Source organism: Longimicrobiales bacterium (assembly GCA_035764935.1).
Classification (GTDB): Bacteria; Gemmatimonadota; Gemmatimonadetes; order Longimicrobiales; family RSA9; genus DASTYK01.
Genome location: DASTYK010000094.1, coordinates 1 through 16,218 on the forward strand (window position 1 = coordinate 1; position 16,218 = coordinate 16,218).

12 protein-coding genes and 1 rRNA gene are annotated in these 16,218 nt (G+C 67.7%); 6 read left to right on the forward strand and 7 right to left on the reverse strand.

Going from position 1 to position 16,218, the window contains the following annotated elements:
* The 7 genes from VFU06_07745 to otsB all read right to left on the reverse strand — a co-directional run.
* Positions 1–76, reverse strand: a 16S ribosomal RNA gene (locus VFU06_07745); the annotation flags it as partial.
* 323 nt (positions 77–399) lie between these two features.
* Positions 400–654, reverse strand: a complete 255-nt coding sequence (locus VFU06_07750; GenBank protein HEU5209287.1) for a hypothetical protein — start codon at positions 652–654, stop codon at positions 400–402.
* Between the two features lie 383 nt (positions 655–1,037).
* Complete coding sequence (typA, locus tag VFU06_07755) at positions 1,038–2,888, reverse strand: translational GTPase TypA (GenBank protein ID HEU5209288.1); 1,851 nt, start codon at positions 2,886–2,888, stop codon at positions 1,038–1,040.
* A gap of 248 nt (positions 2,889–3,136) precedes the next feature.
* Positions 3,137–4,135 carry a cation diffusion facilitator family transporter gene (locus tag VFU06_07760; GenBank protein HEU5209289.1) on the reverse strand — a complete coding sequence of 333 codons (999 nt, stop codon included), beginning with the start codon at positions 4,133–4,135 and terminating at the stop codon, positions 3,137–3,139.
* Positions 4,132–4,548: a hypothetical protein gene (locus VFU06_07765; protein HEU5209290.1), complete on the reverse strand. Its 417-nt coding sequence runs from the start codon at positions 4,546–4,548 to the stop codon at positions 4,132–4,134. The genes VFU06_07760 and VFU06_07765 overlap by 4 nt, the downstream gene beginning before the upstream one ends.
* Entirely contained in the window at positions 4,541–5,929 is a 1,389-nt protein-coding gene (locus VFU06_07770; GenBank protein HEU5209291.1) for a cation:proton antiporter, read from the reverse strand. The genes VFU06_07765 and VFU06_07770 overlap by 8 nt, the downstream gene beginning before the upstream one ends.
* On the reverse strand, positions 5,926–6,720 hold the full coding sequence (gene otsB / locus VFU06_07775) for a trehalose-phosphatase (protein ID HEU5209292.1): 795 nt from the start codon (positions 6,718–6,720) through the stop codon (positions 5,926–5,928). The genes VFU06_07770 and otsB overlap by 4 nt, the downstream gene beginning before the upstream one ends.
* A 143-nt stretch (positions 6,721–6,863) precedes the next feature.
* On the opposite strand from otsB, the gene VFU06_07780 reads away from it, so the two are divergent.
* The 6 genes from VFU06_07780 (at position 6,864) to VFU06_07805 (ending at position 16,165) form a co-directional block, all read left to right on the forward strand.
* Positions 6,864–7,871 (forward strand): DUF4837 family protein, encoded by a 1,008-nt coding sequence (locus VFU06_07780; protein ID HEU5209293.1) that lies wholly within the window; start codon positions 6,864–6,866, stop codon positions 7,869–7,871.
* A 20-nt stretch (positions 7,872–7,891) separates the two neighbouring features.
* Positions 7,892–11,485 (forward strand): DNA polymerase III subunit alpha, encoded by a 3,594-nt coding sequence (dnaE, locus tag VFU06_07785; GenBank protein ID HEU5209294.1) that lies wholly within the window; start codon positions 7,892–7,894, stop codon positions 11,483–11,485.
* A 7-nt stretch (positions 11,486–11,492) separates the two neighbouring features.
* Positions 11,493–12,467 carry an acetyl-CoA carboxylase carboxyltransferase subunit alpha gene (locus tag VFU06_07790; GenBank protein HEU5209295.1) on the forward strand — a complete coding sequence of 325 codons (975 nt, stop codon included), beginning with the start codon at positions 11,493–11,495 and terminating at the stop codon, positions 12,465–12,467.
* A gap of 7 nt (positions 12,468–12,474) precedes the next feature.
* Complete coding sequence (ricT, locus tag VFU06_07795) at positions 12,475–13,440, forward strand: regulatory iron-sulfur-containing complex subunit RicT (protein ID HEU5209296.1); 966 nt, start codon at positions 12,475–12,477, stop codon at positions 13,438–13,440.
* Positions 13,437–14,972 (forward strand): methionine--tRNA ligase, encoded by a 1,536-nt coding sequence (gene metG, locus VFU06_07800; protein ID HEU5209297.1) that lies wholly within the window; start codon positions 13,437–13,439, stop codon positions 14,970–14,972. The genes ricT and metG overlap by 4 nt, the downstream gene beginning before the upstream one ends.
* Positions 14,973–15,229: 257 nt before the next feature.
* Positions 15,230–16,165 carry a M23 family metallopeptidase gene (locus VFU06_07805; GenBank protein HEU5209298.1) on the forward strand — a complete coding sequence of 312 codons (936 nt, stop codon included), beginning with the start codon at positions 15,230–15,232 and terminating at the stop codon, positions 16,163–16,165.
* Positions 16,166–16,218: the final 53 nt, after the last annotated feature.

A 16,218-nucleotide genomic window follows, 5' to 3' on the forward strand; every position in this document is an offset into this window, starting at 1 on the left:
ACTGGACTCGTTCGACTTGCATGTGTTAGGCACGCCGCCAGCGTTCGTCCTGAGCCAGGATCAAACTCTCCAAAAAGAAAAGTCCGATACAGCTCTCATCAACGAAACGCTCACGTGTTGTTCTGTGAACGTTCGGAATCATTACCTTTGCAGTACCTCGTGGTGCGTTGCCGCACCTGCGCGGCGGAAGGTATGCCGCCACGCGAGGCCCACACGAACGTCTTACCCGACCTCGATTGTCAAAGAGCAATTGGCGCGAAACGCGCCGAGCAGAACAGTATACAGGACGGTCGCCGACTCGTCAACCCCGTGTTTCACGAAGGGTGCCGGCCGTCTGAACGACCCGGCCGGCAGAGCTCCTTCCGATTGCGGAACGGAGCTCACGGAGCGGGGGAGGAGCTATTCCTCCTCGTCCTCGACGTCCTCCTCGAGGTCCTCTTCCCACTCTTCGTCTTCGTCTTCTTCCCAGTCCTCGTCCTCGTCCCAGTCCTCGTCCCAGTCCTCGTCGTCGTCCCAGTCCTCGTCGTCTTCGTCGTCCCAGTCCTCGTCTTCGAGCTCATCGTCCTCGAAGTCGTCCTCGTCGCCGGCGAGGATCGTGGGGATGTCCTCGTCCTCGAGCCACGCGCTCCGGCGCCGATGCAGAACCTCCGCCATTTGCCGACTCTCCTATGACAGGGCGGTATGGAAATGGTGCCGGCCCCCGCAGGCAGCACCTGTCGACGTGCGTACTGCGCGTCGGACGGCCCAAGGTAAAGGCATGATCAGGAGTGTCAAGGGGATTATTTCCCTCGAAAAACCTTGTGAACACGCCAAGAATTTATGCGTCGCTCTCTGCCCGGTGATGAGACGGAACGCGCGCCCCGAACCCAACGTCGACGGGCGTTGCACTGGCTGCTCGGCAGCACGCGATCGAGCCGGCGCGGGGGCACGGCGCAACTGCATGGAATGGTCCGCTGGTGCGGGAGCCGGAACCCTGCCGCCGCGTGGGCGGCGATGAACAGAGTTCCGGAGACCTGTGGAAGAGGCGGCGCGTCCGCTCAGCTCGCGGCGCGCGCGGCCTTTTTGCGTTCGTGCTGCTTGAGAAAGCGCTTGCGGAGACGGATCGCCGCGGGCGTGATCTCGACGAGCTCGTCGTCGCCGATGAACTCGAGAGCGCTCTCCAGGGTGTGGGCGCGCGGCGTTTCGAGCTGGATCGCCTCGTCTGCACCGGACGCGCGGATGTTCGTGAGCTTCTTGCCCTTGGTGACGTTGACCTCGAGATCACCGGGTCTTGCGTTGCTGCCGACGATCATCCCCTCGTAGACGTCGATGCCGGGGCCGATGAACAGCTCCCCCCGCTCCTGCAGGTTCCAGAGGGAGAAGGCCACGGAAACGCCGTCGGCCATCGATACCATGACACCGCGGTCGCGGCTGCGGATCGTGCCGGCCCAGGGTCCATAGCCGCTGAAGCGGTGGTGCAGCACGCCTTCGCCACGCGTGTCCGTCAGGAACTCGCTGCGGTAGCCGAACAGGCCGCGCGCAGGCATGCGGTAGACGATCCGGGTCAGCCCGCTGCCCTCGCCCTGCCCTGCGCTCCGCATCTCGAGCATCTCGCCGCGGCGGCTGCCGAGCTTCTCGATGACGACGCCGACGAACGCCTCGGGCACGTCGATCACGACCTCCTCGTACGGCTCCAGCGTCTCGCCGTCGGGGCCCTTCTTGGTGATGATGCGCGGTCGGGAAACGGCGAACTCGTAGCCTTCGCGGCGCATCGTCTCCATGAGGATGCCGAGGTGCAGCTCGCCGCGGCCGCTCACGGTGAAGGTGTCGGGCGAGTCGGTGTCCTCGACGCGCAGGGCGACGTTGCGCTCCAGCTCCTTGTAGAGCCGGTCGCGGAGCTGGCGGCTCGTGACGTACTTGCCGTCACGGCCTGCGAACGGCGACATGTTGACCATGAAGTCGACGGAGATCGTCGGCTCCTCGACCGCGATGCCGGCGAGCCGCTCCGGTCGCTCAGGGTCCGTGATGGTCGAGCCGATCTCCACGTCCTCGATACCGGCGAGCGCGACGATATCGCCGGCCGATGCGCTCTGCACCTCCACGCGCTGCAGCCCCTCGAACGTGTAGAGCTTCGAGACGCGCCCCTGGCGGTCGCCCTCGTCGGGTGCAAAGCCCACCACGTCGTCGGTGCGATGCGCGAGCAGCAGGATCGAATCACCGACGTTGACACTGCCACGCTCGACCCGGCCGATCGCCAGGCGGCCCAGGTAGGGCGAGTGATCGATCGTCGAGACCAGCATCTGGAACTGCGCCTCTGCATCGCTCGGCGGCGGCGGCACATGCTCGAGGATCGCCTCGAAGAGCGGCTCCAGGCTGTCGCGCGGCTGGTCCAGCTCGCGGACCGCGTAGCCGTTGCGGCCGGAGGCGTACAGGAAGGGGGCGTCCAGCTGCGCCTCGTCCGCCTCCAGCTCCATGAACAGCTCCAGCACCTCGTCGTGGACACGCAGCGGGTCCGCGCCGTCGCGATCGATCTTGTTGATCACGACGATCGGCTGCAGCCCGAGCGCGAGCGCCTTGCGCGTGACGAAGCGCGTCTGAGGCATCGGCCCGTCAAAGGCGTCCACCAGCAGCAGCACACCGTCGACCATCCGCAGGATGCGCTCGACCTCGCCGCCGAAGTCGGCGTGGCCGGGCGTATCGACGATGTTGACCTTGTGCTCGCGCCAGTGGATCGACGTGTTCTTGGAAAGGATCGTGATCCCGCGCTCGCGCTCGAGCGGGTTGGAGTCCATGACCCGCTCCTCCACGACCTGGTTGTCGCGGAAAGCGCCGGCCTGGCGCAGCATCTTGTCGACCAGTGTGGTCTTGCCGTGGTCGACGTGTGCAATGATGGCAATGTTGCGGATCATGTGTCGGATCGTTCGGGTCTCGTGTAGAGCCCTTGAAAATAACGGGACTGGATGGGTAGGCGGCACCCCCCAATTTCGGACGGAAAACTGCGGGTTGTGGGCGGGTGGGTGGTGCGAGATGGGTGGTGGGCACTTCGGGAACACCCTGGGGCGGCGGGCGGCGGGCGCCCTTCGCCCGTTAACCCCGTCGTTCCCGAAGTGCCCACCACCCCTCTCGCACCACCCATCGCCCAAAACCCGCCGTGTATTCAGCCTTCGATCCGGTACAGCCTGACCGGCTCGATCTGCACCGTGACATGGTTGATGTCGTAGTCGTCGTGCATGCGCTGGTGGATCGCGTCGAGCACGGTGCGGTGCGTGGCCGCGTCCGTGATGACGACATGGCCGCTCATGGCGACGAAGCCGCTGGTGAGGGTCCAGACGTGGAGGTCGTAGACGCGCTCGACGCCGGAGATGCTCTCGATGCGCGCCTGTACGTCGGCCAGGTCGATATGGGAGGGGGTCGCCTCGAGCAGCACGTCGACGCTCTCGCGCACGAGGCGGAAGCTGCTGTAAAGGATGAGGGTTGCGACCAGGGCGGAGATGATGGGGTCGGCGGGCATCCAGCCGGTGAAGAGGATGACGAGTGCGGCCGCGATGGCGCCGACGGAGCCGAGCAGGTCACCGAGGACGTGGAGATAGGCGCCGCGCACGTTCAGGGAGTGACCGGACGCGCCGTGCAGCAGGAGTGCCCCGACGATGTTCACGAGGAGGCCGCCACTGGCGACCGCCAGCATCAGTCCGCCCTCGACCTCCTGCGGCACACGCAGGCGTGACCAGGCCTGCCAGTAGATGAGCAGGGAGAGCGCGATCAGGGTGGCGCCGTTGATGAGGGCGGCGAGGATCTCGATGCGCAGGTAGCCGAAGCTGCGGCGCGCCGTGGCGGGTCGTCGCGAGAACCAGAGCGCAAAGATGGCGAGCGCAAGGGAGGCGACGTCGCTGAGCATGTGTGCCGCATCGGCGACGAGCGCGAGCGAGTTTGCCAGGATGCCGCCGACCAGCTCGACCACCATGAACGCCGCGGTGATCGCGAGCACGATGGAGAGTCGGCGTCGACCCAGCTCACGCAGATCGTGACTGTGGTCATGCTCATGGCCATGGTCGTGCACGTGATCGTGCCTGTGCCCATGCTCGTGCTCGTCGCTGCGCCCCTGCCGCAGCTGCTGAGCTTCCCGGTGGCCGTTGTGGTCGCGCGCGTGAACAGTCATCGTGGGGGCGGCGTGAACGCGGCGTCGCGGGCGATCACCCATGTGAACGTGCTGTCGATGTCGATCGCGCGCGGTGCGTCCTGCAGCAGCGCGCCCGCCTCGTCGCGGGCGAACAGAACGATCGGCTCGCGCGCGGGCACGGGGGGCATGGTGTCGATCGTCTCGGGCTCGACGCGACCGATGACGACGTGGCCGCCGCCCGACTCCAGGTAGTCGTAGCCGACGGTCAGCCGGCGCTGGGAGCGGTTGTCGACGATCAGGGTTGCGAGTGCGGCGCGCGAGGAGGCGGCGTCCCTCGGTGCTTCCGGGAGTGTGGCGGGCGCAACCGCGCACGCCGTTGCGGACGCGAGCGCAACGGCTGCCGGCAATCTGCGCCCGAACAGGCCTGCTCGCACGACTCTGTACTCACGCATGTGCCTGTCGGACCGTGTGAACCTCCTCGGCCTGCGCCGGCAGCTCACCGGCGCGCGACAGTGCCGTGCGGAACAGCACGGGGCCGATGATCTCGTGGATTGCGATCATGGCAAGGAACATGGTCTGGATCTGTCCTCCGTACTCGCCGAGTGCCCGACTCGCGACGGTCGCAAGCCCGAGTGCGACACCCGCCTGAGACACCAGTCCCATCCACGTGTACCGCTTCACCTGCGGCTCCGCCTGTGCCCATTCTGCGCCGATGCGGGTTCCGAGCCACAGCCCTCCCGCCCGCAGCGCAACCGCTCCGAGCGCGACCGGCCACAGCATCGCAAGCTCGCGCAGGTGAATCGAGCCGCCGGCGACGCTGAAGAACATCACGTAGGCGGGCACGCTCGCATCCTGGATCGCCTCGATCAGCGGCTCGCCGTCCACGGGGCTGATGTTCTCCACGAAGAAACCGGCCGCGAGCATGAAGAGCATGTACTCGACGTGCAGCACGTCGGCGAGCTCGTACCCGAAGAAGATAACGAAGATGACGAAGATGACGAGCCGGGTACCGACGCGGCGCAGGTACAGGTCGATGAGCAGACCGAGCAGTGCGCCGGCGACGAGTGCGCCGATCAGCTCCCATGCGATCGTGCCGATCGCGGCGATATCGAAGCCGGCTTCGGGAGAGAGTACACTCTGCGCGCCCGCGATGGAGAGCGTCGCCAGCAGCACGACGAGCACATCGGCCACTACGACGACGCCGAGGGTGGTGCTGGTGACAGGTCCGCTCGATCGCACCTCGTTGAGCAACGCAATCGTCACGGCCGGTGAATGCACGGTTGCGATCGATGCGAAGACGAACGCCATCGCTACGGCCGCGGCGAACGGGAGCCCGGCGAGGAATGGGACGAACTCGCGGAGCAGGAGCGCAACCGCTGCGAGAAGCACGAAGACGATCCCGATCTCGCAGACCAGGATCCGCAGGATGATGCCGCCTCGCTCCCGCAGAAGCTGCGGTCGCAGCTCGGCCCCCGCGACAAAGGCGATCACGCCGATCGCGAAGCCATTGACGACGGAAAGATCGGCGATGTTGCGGGCCGAGAGCGTGCCGAGCAGTTCCGGTCCCACGAGCATCCCGCCGAGCAGATAACCGGTGATTTTCGGCAGTCCGAGCAACTGCGCGATGCCGCCCAGCGTGAACGCGAACAGGAAGAGGAACCCGGCAGCCATCGCCGAGCCTGCTGCGCCTACGGCGGTTTCCGGAAGTCCGAACGAACCGGGGACGAAGGCATCACGCAGAAACCGGATGCTGGCAATCACTCCGAGCAGGGAGATCGCAAGCACGATCTGCGTCCCCATCCCGCCGCCCGATGATGGGCCGTCGTGGCTCATGCGTCGTCCGCAAGCCTCTCGAGCAGGGTGATCACCTCATCCGGGGAGCGGACCCACGCGGTGGCCGCGGAGTGTTCCAGCCGATGGGGCGCGACGAGCACACCGGCGCCACGGCCGCGCAACGCCTGGAATGCGTCCTCGTCCGTGCGGTCGTCACCGATGTAGATCACCGGTGCGATGCCGTTGCTGCCGAGCAGCGTCTCCACGAGGAAGCTCGTGGCCCTGCCCTTGTCCCACTCCACGTCGGGACGCACTTCCACGACCTTCTTGCCCTCCAGCAGACGCAGGCCGCGACGTCCGCCGCAGCAGCGCTCGACCCGCGCCCGTATCGCCTGCTCCCTGGCTTCGTCTCTCACCAGTCGGAAATGGACCGACAGCGAGAGATGCTTGTCCTCGACCAGCACCTCGGGTTCCGCGCGAAACTCCGCCTCCAGCGCGGCCCTGCACTCCGCCACGACATGCGTCGTTTCCAGCGCCTCCGGGTGAATACGCTCCACGCCCGCGCCCTCGATCTCCAGGCCGTGGTTTCCGGCGTAATAGATCTCGCCCAGGCCGACGCGTGCGCGTGCATCCTCCAGCGCTCGCCCGCTCACGACCGCAACGAGCATGTCCTCCCGGTCGAGCAGGCGCTGGAGCGCGGCGCGGGCGCCGGGCAGCAATGCGGCGTCGTCAGGTACGGGAACGATCGGCGCGAGCGTCCCGTCGAAATCGAGCGCCAGGAGCATCCGTCCGGCGCGGGCGCGCGCAGCGCGCCACTCAGGTATACAGTCGTATGCGTGCACCATTTTCATCAGCGTCGGGGAACGGCAGCTTAGCCCGCCTGGCGGAATGCGGTCAAACACCACGGCGCCCTGCTGCGCGCCGTTGCAGCGCCCTCTGGCCGCCGCTACCTTTTTCCTTTCACGACCGCCATCGCCTCGAGCCAAGTTCAGTAATGCGAACAAAATACGCCCGGCTGACCTCCGTCGCGCTGGCGTCCGCCACGCTGCTCGGCTGTGATCCCGACAGCTCGGCGCGGGCGCTCGGCGACTTCAACACCATCGTCGTCCTGGCCGTCGACTCCCTCTGGGCCCAAGTTGGCGACAGCCTCTCGACGGCGCTCGAACCGCGGGTCTTCACGACACGCAACGAGCGCACCTTCGAGGTAGAGCAGATGACACCGCTCGATCCTCGCTGGGAGCAGCTGCGCGGCTTCGTGCAGGTGCTGGCGATCGGGGTGCCCGGCGATGGCTGGATCTCGCCGGTCGTGAGCGACGGGTCGGTGCAGCCGCCGTCGATCGTGCAGAAGACGGACGTCTGGGCACGGGGGCAGCTCGTGACAGCGCTGGTCCTGTCCCCTGACAATGCCGCGGCCGATGCCCTCGCCCTCGCCGACTCGCTCGGCGCAACCTACGACGCGCTGTTCCGTCGCTACGTTGCGCAGCGCATGTTCGCCTCGGGCGAGGACACCGCGACACGCGACTCGCTCCTCGCGCGCTACGGCTTCGGCATCACCATTCCCAACGTGTACAACCCGACCGCAGCCAGCGACTCGGTCCACATCTTCCGCAGCGACGCGCAGATGGGGGGCACGCTGTTCCGCTCGATCGGGATTGCGCGGCGCGAGGGTGTGCTGCCCGCGGATCCGCAGGCGGCGCTCGACTGGCGCGATCGGATCGCGGCGGAGTACTACACGCGGCCGCCGCAGGCGACCCTGCGCGATACGCTCATCACCAGCTCCCTGCCGCAGGGCGGCATCGAGGTGCAGGGCGTGTGGCAGAGCGCGGACCCGTCGTTCCCGGAGGCGGGTGTCTTCGTCACGCGCATGGTCCCGTGCCCCGAACGCAACGAGACGTACCTGCTCGACGCCTGGCTGCTCGCGCCAGGTCGGGGCAAGGTCGAGTACATGATCCAGTTCCAGACGATCCTGGATTCCTTCACGTGCGCGGGCGCGCAGTCCTGAAGAAGAGGCGGCAGTAACGGATGTCGTTCGTACACCTGCACACCCACAGCGAATACTCGCTGCTCGACGGCGCGAACCGGCTCGGCGACCTGGTCCGGCGCGCCGTCGATCTCGAGATGCCTGCGCTCGCGCTGACCGACCACGGCTGCATGTTCGGCGCGTGGACGTTCCAGCAGCAGGCCGGCAAGCACGGCATCAAGCCGCTGCTCGGGATGGAGGCGTACGTGGCACCGGGCGACCGGCGCGTGAAGAGCGGCGGCTCCGGTGAGGACAAGTACTATCACCTGGTGCTGCTCGCCCGCGACGAGGTCGGCTACCGCAACATCGTCCGGCTCACCTCGATCGGGTACCTGGAAGGCTTCTACCACCGTCCGCGCATCGACCGGGAGGTGCTGCGACAGCACTCCGAGGGGGTGATCGTGACGTCCGCCTGCATGGCGGGCGAGGTCGCACGGCACCTGATGGCGGGGCGCCAGGAGCAGGCGCGGGAAGCGGCCGCGTGGTATGCGGACGTGTTCCGTGACCGCTACTACCTCGAGGTGCAGGCCCACGACTCCGAGGGACAGCACCAGCTCAACCGCCAGGTGATCGGCCTCGCGGACGAAATGGGACTGCCGCTCGTCGCGACCAACGATGCGCACTTCCTGCGGGCGGAAGACCACGACGCGCACGACGTCCTGCTCTGCATCGGCCTGGGCAAGGACCGCAGCGACGAAAACCGGATGAAGTACGATCGCGGTCTGTACTTCAAGACCGCACAGGAGATCGCCGCACGCTTCCCCGACCGCCCGGAGGTCGTCGAGAATACGCTCGCGATCGCCGACAGCGTCAACGTCGCGTTCCGGAAGCAGTACTACGTGCCGCAGTTCCCGCTGCCGGAGGACGTGTCCGACGAGCCTTCACTGCTGCGGAAGCTGGTCTACGACAAGGCGCCGGAGCGTCTGGGCGAGTTGACGCCGGAGCTGCGCGAGCGGATCGACTACGAGCTGGGCGTGATCACCAACCCCAAGGCCGACTACGCCGGCTACTTCCTGATCACGCAGGACTTCATCAACTGGGCGAAGGAGCACGGCATCCCGGTCGGGCCGGGACGCGGCTCGGCAGCGGGCTCCATCGTCGCGTACGTGCTCGGCATCACGGATGTCGACCCGATCCGCTTCGACCTGCTGTTCGAGCGCTTCCTCAACCCCGACCGCGTGTCGATGCCCGACATCGACGTCGACTTCTGCTACGAGCGCCGCGGCGAGGTGATCGAGTACGTGCGCGCGAAGTACGGCAAGGACTCGGTCGGGCAGATCATCACGTTCGGCACGATGAAGTCGCGGGCCGTGATCCGCGACGTCGGCCGTGTGCTCGGCTTCGAGCCGTCGGAGACGGACCGGCTCGCGAAACTGATTCCGAACGCGCCGAACAACTCGCTGACGGTCGCGGAAGCCGCGGAGCAGATTCCCGAGCTGCGCGATTTGATCGCGAGCGACACGCGCGTGCGCCAGCTGGTCGAGTACGCCAAGGTGCTCGAGGGACTGTCGCGCCACGCGAGCGTGCACGCTGCCGGCGTCGTCATCGCGCCGGGGCCGCTGCACGAGTACGTGCCGGTCTGCACGCAGCCGACGCGCGGCTCGGGCGCCGCTGCGGAGGCGGGCGACGATGGCGTGCTCGTCACGCAGTGGGACATGATCGCGCTCGAGCAGGCCGGGATGCTCAAGATGGACTTCCTCGGCCTCAAGACGCTGACCGTGATCAATGACGCGGTCACCGCGATCCGGCAGCGGCACGGCGCACTGCGCCATCCGGATTCGGGCGAGGAGTACGCACGCATCGAGGACGTGCCGCTGGACGACCCGGCAGTCTACGACATGCTGGCGCGCGGCGGTACGACCGGCGTGTTCCAGTTCGAATCGCCGCTCGCGACGGACAAGCTGCGCGCGATGCGCTGCGACACGTTCGAAGACCTGGTCGCGACCAACGCGCTGATCCGGCCGGGCCCGCTCGACAGCGGCATGACGGACGTATACATCCGTCGCAAGCTGGGCAAGGAGAAGGTGCGCTACCCGCACCCGCTGCTGGAAGAGGTGCTCCGGCCGACACACGGCGTGATCACCTACCAGGAGCAGGTGATGCGCATGGCGCAGGTCCTGGCCGACTTCACGCTGGCGGAAGCGGACGTGCTCCGTAAGGCGGTCGGCAAGAAGGACATGGAGCTGATTCAGCAGGAGGTCGGCAAGTTCAAGGAGCGCGCGCTCGCGAAGGGTGTCGAGCAGCGCGTCGTCGACGAGATCGCCGAGCAGGTCGTGACCTTCGGCCGCTACGGCTTCAACCGGTCTCACTCGGTGGCGTACGCACTGCTCAGCTACCAGACCGCATGGCTGAAGCGGCACTACCCGGCGGAGTTCATGGCCGCGCTGCTGTCGTCCGTGCTCGACAAGACCGACGACGTCGTGCACTACATCGGCGAGTGCCGGGAGATGGCGCGCTACATCCCGCCACGCGCAGGCAAGCGCTTCGATGGCATCCAGGTGCTGCCGCCGGACGTGAACGAGTCCGGCTGGAAGTTCACGCCGGTCGCCGACGACCAGATCCGCTTCGGCCTGGGTGCGCTGCGCGGCATCGGCGCCGCGGCGGTCCAGTCGATCCTGGAGAACCGCGCGGAAGGGCCGTACACCTCGCTCTTCAGCCTGGCGGAGCGCATCGACCTGCGCGTCGCCGGCCGGCGCGCGCTGGAAGCGCTGATCCTGTCGGGTGCGTGCGATCAGCTCGCCCCGCCGGGCGAGCCGCACCCGCACCGCGCCCAGATGATGGACGGTCTGGACCTGATCGTGCGCGAGGCGCAGCTCCGCCAGGAGGAGAAGTCCAGCGGCCAGGCCTCGCTGTTCGACTTCGGCGCCGAGAGTGCGCCCGTCGAGCGGCCGGAGCCTTCCCTGCCGGATGTGCCCCGCTGGCCGGAATCGGAGCGGCTCGCGCGCGAGAAGGAGATCCTGGGGTTCTTCATCAGCGGCCACCCGCTGGACCGCTTCCGTGACGAGGTCCGCGTCTTCGAGCACGTGAACACGTCCTCGCTGAAGCAGTTCCGCGACCAGAAGGTCGAGCTGGCGTGCGTGGTGACACAGGTCTCGCGTCAGATCTCACGGCGCAACGGGGCCGAATGGGGACGCATCCAGGTCGAAGACTTCCGCGGCACCGCCACCGTGCTCGCATTCGGTGACGTCTGGGACCAGTATCATGACCTGATCGTGCAGGATGCGCCGGTGCTGATCCGCGGGCAGGTGAGCGGGCGCGACCGGGACGAGGAGGATCCGCCGATCTTCCTGGACAGCGTGATCCCGCTGTCGCAGCTGCGCGAAAGCGGCACGCTCGGCCTCGAGCTCATATTGAATGGCGGCAATGACACCGCGCTGATCGATGCGGCAACGCAGGTGCTGCGCGCGCATCCCGGCCAGGCCCCGGTGCTGGTCGTCGCGGACCAGGCCGAGCATGCCGCCAACGGCAGCGCGAAGCCGGAGACGGTGACGCTGCGGCTCCGTTCCCGCTCGCTGCAGGTGCAGCCGAACGATATGCTGCTGGCCGAGCTGCGGGAGATCCTGGGCGGCGACCGAGTGCGCCTGGTCAAATCGTGAGGAACGCATGACCGACCGACCGCTTGACTTCGAGGAAGGCATCCGCGAGCTGGAGGCGCAGATCGAGCGTCTCGAGTCGCTGGCGTCGCAGCACGGCCTCGAGGTCGGTGACGAAGTGCGGCTGCTCGAGGAGAAGCTCGCGCAGCTCCGCCAGCATACGTACGAGAACATGAGCGCGGTGGCGCGGGTCCAGCTCGCGCGCCACCCGAAGCGTCCGTACACGCTCGATTACACGAGCAGCGTCTTCACGGATTTCGTCGAGCTGCACGGCGACCGCAGCTTCCGCGACGACGAGGCGATCGTCGGGGGCTGGGCGCGGCTCGACGGCGAGTCCGTGATGCTGATCGGGCACCAGAAGGGGCGCGACATGAAGGAGAACCTGCGGCGCAACTTCGGGATGCCGCATCCCGAGGGGTACCGCAAGGCGCTCCGTCTCATGCAGCTCGCCGACAAGTTCGGCCGGCCGATCATCACGCTGATCGACACCCCCGGTGCGTACCCGGGCATCGGCGCGGAGGAGCGCGGTCAGGCGGAGGCGATCGCGCGCAACCTGCGCGAGATGGCGCGGCTGCACGTGCCGATCGTCGCCGCCGTGATCGGCGAGGGCGGCAGCGGCGGTGCGCTCGCACTGGGCGTCGCGGATCGCCTGCTCATGCTCGAGAACTCGATCTACAGCGTCATTTCGCCCGAAGGCTGCGCCGCGATCCTGTGGAAGAGCGCCTCCGCCAAGGACAAGGCGGCCGAGGCGCTCAAGCTCACCGCAGGTGACCTCGCCAGGCTCGGCGTGGTCGACGAAATCGTGCCGGAGCCGACGGGCGGGGCGCACACGGATCCCGATTCGACCGCTGCAGCACTCCGGTCCGCACTGATCCGCAGCGTGCGTGAGCTGAAGGAGCTGGATCCCGCGACACTGCGACGGCAGCGGTGGCAGAAGTACGAATCGCTCGGCGCCTGGCGTGAGGTGACGCCGGCCGGGACGTGAGGCATGGATGGCTACGATCGTCGAAGTAAGCTTCAAGGGAAACCGCCGCGAGTACTATGTCGCGGAGCAGGAAGTCGGCATCAGCGACTACGTCATCGTCGAAGCGGACCGGGGCGAGGATCTCGGGCGGGTGACGGCCGCGGGTGCGGTCGCGGAGCGCAAATGCTCCGGCTGCTCTACGGGCTGCTCTGCGCCGGTCCCGGAGCGACGCGTGCTGCGCACCGCACGCTCCGAGGAAGTCGACAACGCGGTGCAGCTGCGCGAGGACGAGCCGCGCGTGCGTCGTATCACGCGCGAGAAGGTTCTGCAGTACGGCCTCAAGATGAAGGTCAGCGAAGCGGAGTGGCAGCACGACCGCAACAAGCTGACGATCTATTTCACGGCTGAGCGTCGGGTCGATTTCCGCGAGCTGGTGCGCGACCTGGCGCGTACGTTCCGCACGCGCATCGAGCTGAAGCAGATCGGCGTGCGCGACGAGGCCGCCCTGCTCGGCGGCGTGGGCCGCTGCGGCCGCGAGCTGTGCTGCTCGACCTGGCTCCGGGAGCTGAAGCCGGTCAGCCTGCAGCTCGCCAAGGACCAGCGACTCTCGCTCAACCCTGCGCAGATCTCCGGGTGCTGCGGCCGGCTCATGTGCTGCCTGACATACGAGCACGACTCGTACGTGGCGGCACGCAAGCGCTTCCCGCGCGAGGGTCGCACGCTGCAGACATCGCTCGGCCGCGAAAAGGTGATCGGTGTCGACATCTGGCGTGAGCGCGTGACGCTGCGCCACGAGGATGGCAGCCGGCGCACGATCGCGCTGGCCGACCTCAAGCAGGAAGTCGTCGAGGGCGGTGAGGGCGGCGGCCGGGGTGATGGGGGCCCGAGGGGCGATCGCGGTGATGGCAATAACGACGCTCCGGGCGGGCAGTACCCGTTCCGCCCACGCCGTGGCAATCCGCGCGACCGGGGTGGAGAGGGGCGGCGCTCGTGAACACCAAGGACACCTGGTACATCACGACAGCGATCGACTACGCCAACGGCCCGCCTCACCTGGGGCATGCGGTCGAGAAGATCGGTGCCGACGTGATGGCGCGCTATCACCGGCAGAAGGGCGAGCAGGTCCACTTCGTCATCGGCACCGATGAGCACGGCGTGAAGGTGCTGCAGAGTGCGCAGGCCGCCGGCGTCACGCCGCAGGAGTGGGTCGACCGCATCAGTGCGCGCTTCCAGGAGACGTGGGACCGGCTGGCGATCTCGTACGACGATTTCATGCGCACCACGCAGCCGCGCCACCGCCTCACGTCGCAGGAGATCATCCGTCGCATGCGCGCCAACGGCGACGTGTACCGCGGCCGGTATGAGGGCTACTACTGCGTCGGTTGCGAGGCGTTCAAGCGCGACGAGGAGCTGACGCGCGACGCCGCCGGCACGATCCGCTGCCCGCTTCATCCCACGCGCACGGTCGAGTGGACGGAGGAGGAGAACTGGTTCTTCCGCCTGTCCGCGTACGGTGACCGGCTGCTCAAGCTCTACGACGAGCGGCCCGACTTCCTGCGGCCGCAGAGTCGGATGAACGAGGTGCGACGGCTGGTCGAGAGCGGCCTCGAGGACATCTCGATCTCGCGCGCGCAGCTCGCCTGGGGCGTTCCCTTCCCGACGGAATCCGGCGAGGGCGATGCGGTCATCTACGTCTGGGTCGAGGCCCTCATCAACTACGTGTCCGCCACGGGGTTCCCTGACGGAGACTGGGAGCGGCTCTGGCCGGCCGACATGCACGTCATCGGCAAGGACATTACGCGCTTCCACGCCGTGTACTGGCCGGCCATGCTCATGAGTGCAGGGCTCGCCCTGCCGCGTGCCGTCTGGGCTCACGGCTTCGTCACGATCGGCGGCGGCAAGCTCTCGAAGTCCGAGGGCGTTACAGTGGAGCTCGACGACGCGATCGACCGCTACGGCGTCGACGCGTTCCGCTACTACCTCGTGCGCGATGTGCCGTGGAACGGCGACGGCGAGTTCTCCTGGGAGCGCTTCGATGCGCGCTACACCGCCGAGCTCGCGGACGACATCGGCAACCTCGCGAGCCGCACGATCTCGATGATCCTGCGCTACCGCGACGGCATCGTGCCCGCGCATGCGCAGACCGACCTCGACACCGAGATCGTGCGCACCCTCGTGCGCTACCGCGGCGTGATGGACGACCATCTCCATCACCAGGGCATGCAGGCGGCGCTCGAGCTCGCCGCAGCAGCGAACGGCTTCGTCGAGTCGCAGGCACCCTGGACACTGGCCAGGGACCCCGCACGTGCCGCAGAGCTGGACGCGACGCTGTCGGCACTCGCTCGCTCGCTCGCAGCACTCTCCGCGATGCTCTTTCCCGTCATGCCGGGCCGCATGACGGACCTTGCACTCTCCATCGGCCTGGATGCGCCGCCTCTGCTCGACCAGGTCGCCGGCTGCGATCTCCAGGGTCGCCGCGTCACCAGGGGCGCCGTGCTCTTCCCCAAGCCGACCACGCCCGTGTGAGGCCGTCGCGCTGCCGCGCAGTGTTTCAACGCCCATTGTGGCGAACACGGGGAACGCAACGGCAGCTCGAGCGTATGTCAGTGCCGCGCGCACATCCGGGACACGCACGCAATCCGTCAGATCGTGCTTGACAGCGGTTTGCACGACGGGGTATCCTGCGGCGCCGTTCGTCCCGGCGGCGCCCTGCTACATGTCGCTGCGTCCCTGCCCTGCAGGCGATTGCATCGGCACGTGTGTTCCTCCCAGGCTGGAGTCTGATGGCAGCAAGACAGTGGACGCTCGTGGTGGTCTCGGAGGAGAACCGCCCGGTTCGACAGGTCCGTCTGACACGGGGCATCGTCAGACTGGCGATCGGCGCGGGACTGCTCGTGGCAGCGCTGGTGAGCGGGCTGCTGGTGAATGCACTGTTCCCCGAGGCACCCAGTGCGGAAGCACGGCGTCTCGCGAAGCACAACGCAGCGCTGACGGGCGAGCTGGACACGCTGAGCCGGCGCATGGCGATTCTGCAGGAATCGATTGCGGCACTGGAGCAGAAGGACGAGCTGTACCGACTCCTCGCGGGACTCGAGCCGATCGATGCGGACACGCGCAAGGTCGGCATCGGCGGGCCGGGCGGCCCCAGGGTGCAGGAGGCGGCGCTCTGGCAGCACGACCGCGACGCCGCCCGTTCCGCGTTCCAGGCGTCGTCGCAGGTGAACGAGATGCTCCGGCGGGCGCGACTGCTCGAGTTCAGCTGGCGCGAAGCCGAGGACACGCTGCGCAACAAGCACGCGCGCCTGGCGGCTACCCCATCGATCTACCCGACGGCCGGCTACATGACGAGCGGCTTCAGCTCGAGCCGCTGGCACCCGATCCTGGACAGGCCGAGGCCACACAAGGGCGTCGACATCGTCGCCCGTCCGGGCACGCCGATCGTTGCGGCGGCCCATGGCCGCGTCGTACACGCCGGCCCGATGGGCGAGTACGGCCTGACCGTCGAGATCGACCACGGCTACGGGATCACGACCCGCTACGCTCACGCATCGCGCCTGCTGGCCCGCGTCGGGCAGACGGTCGCCCGCGGTGACACGATCGCCCGTGTCGGCCAGACCGGCCTCGCCGTCGGTCCGCACCTCCACTACGAGGTGATGGTCGGCGGGCAGCCCGCGGACCCTCGCATGTTCATCCTGCAGTCCACGGTCGTGCCGGACTGAGCGCTCGTTCTTGATCGAAGGCGGGTCCGCCGCTTAGGTTCCCGCAGATCACC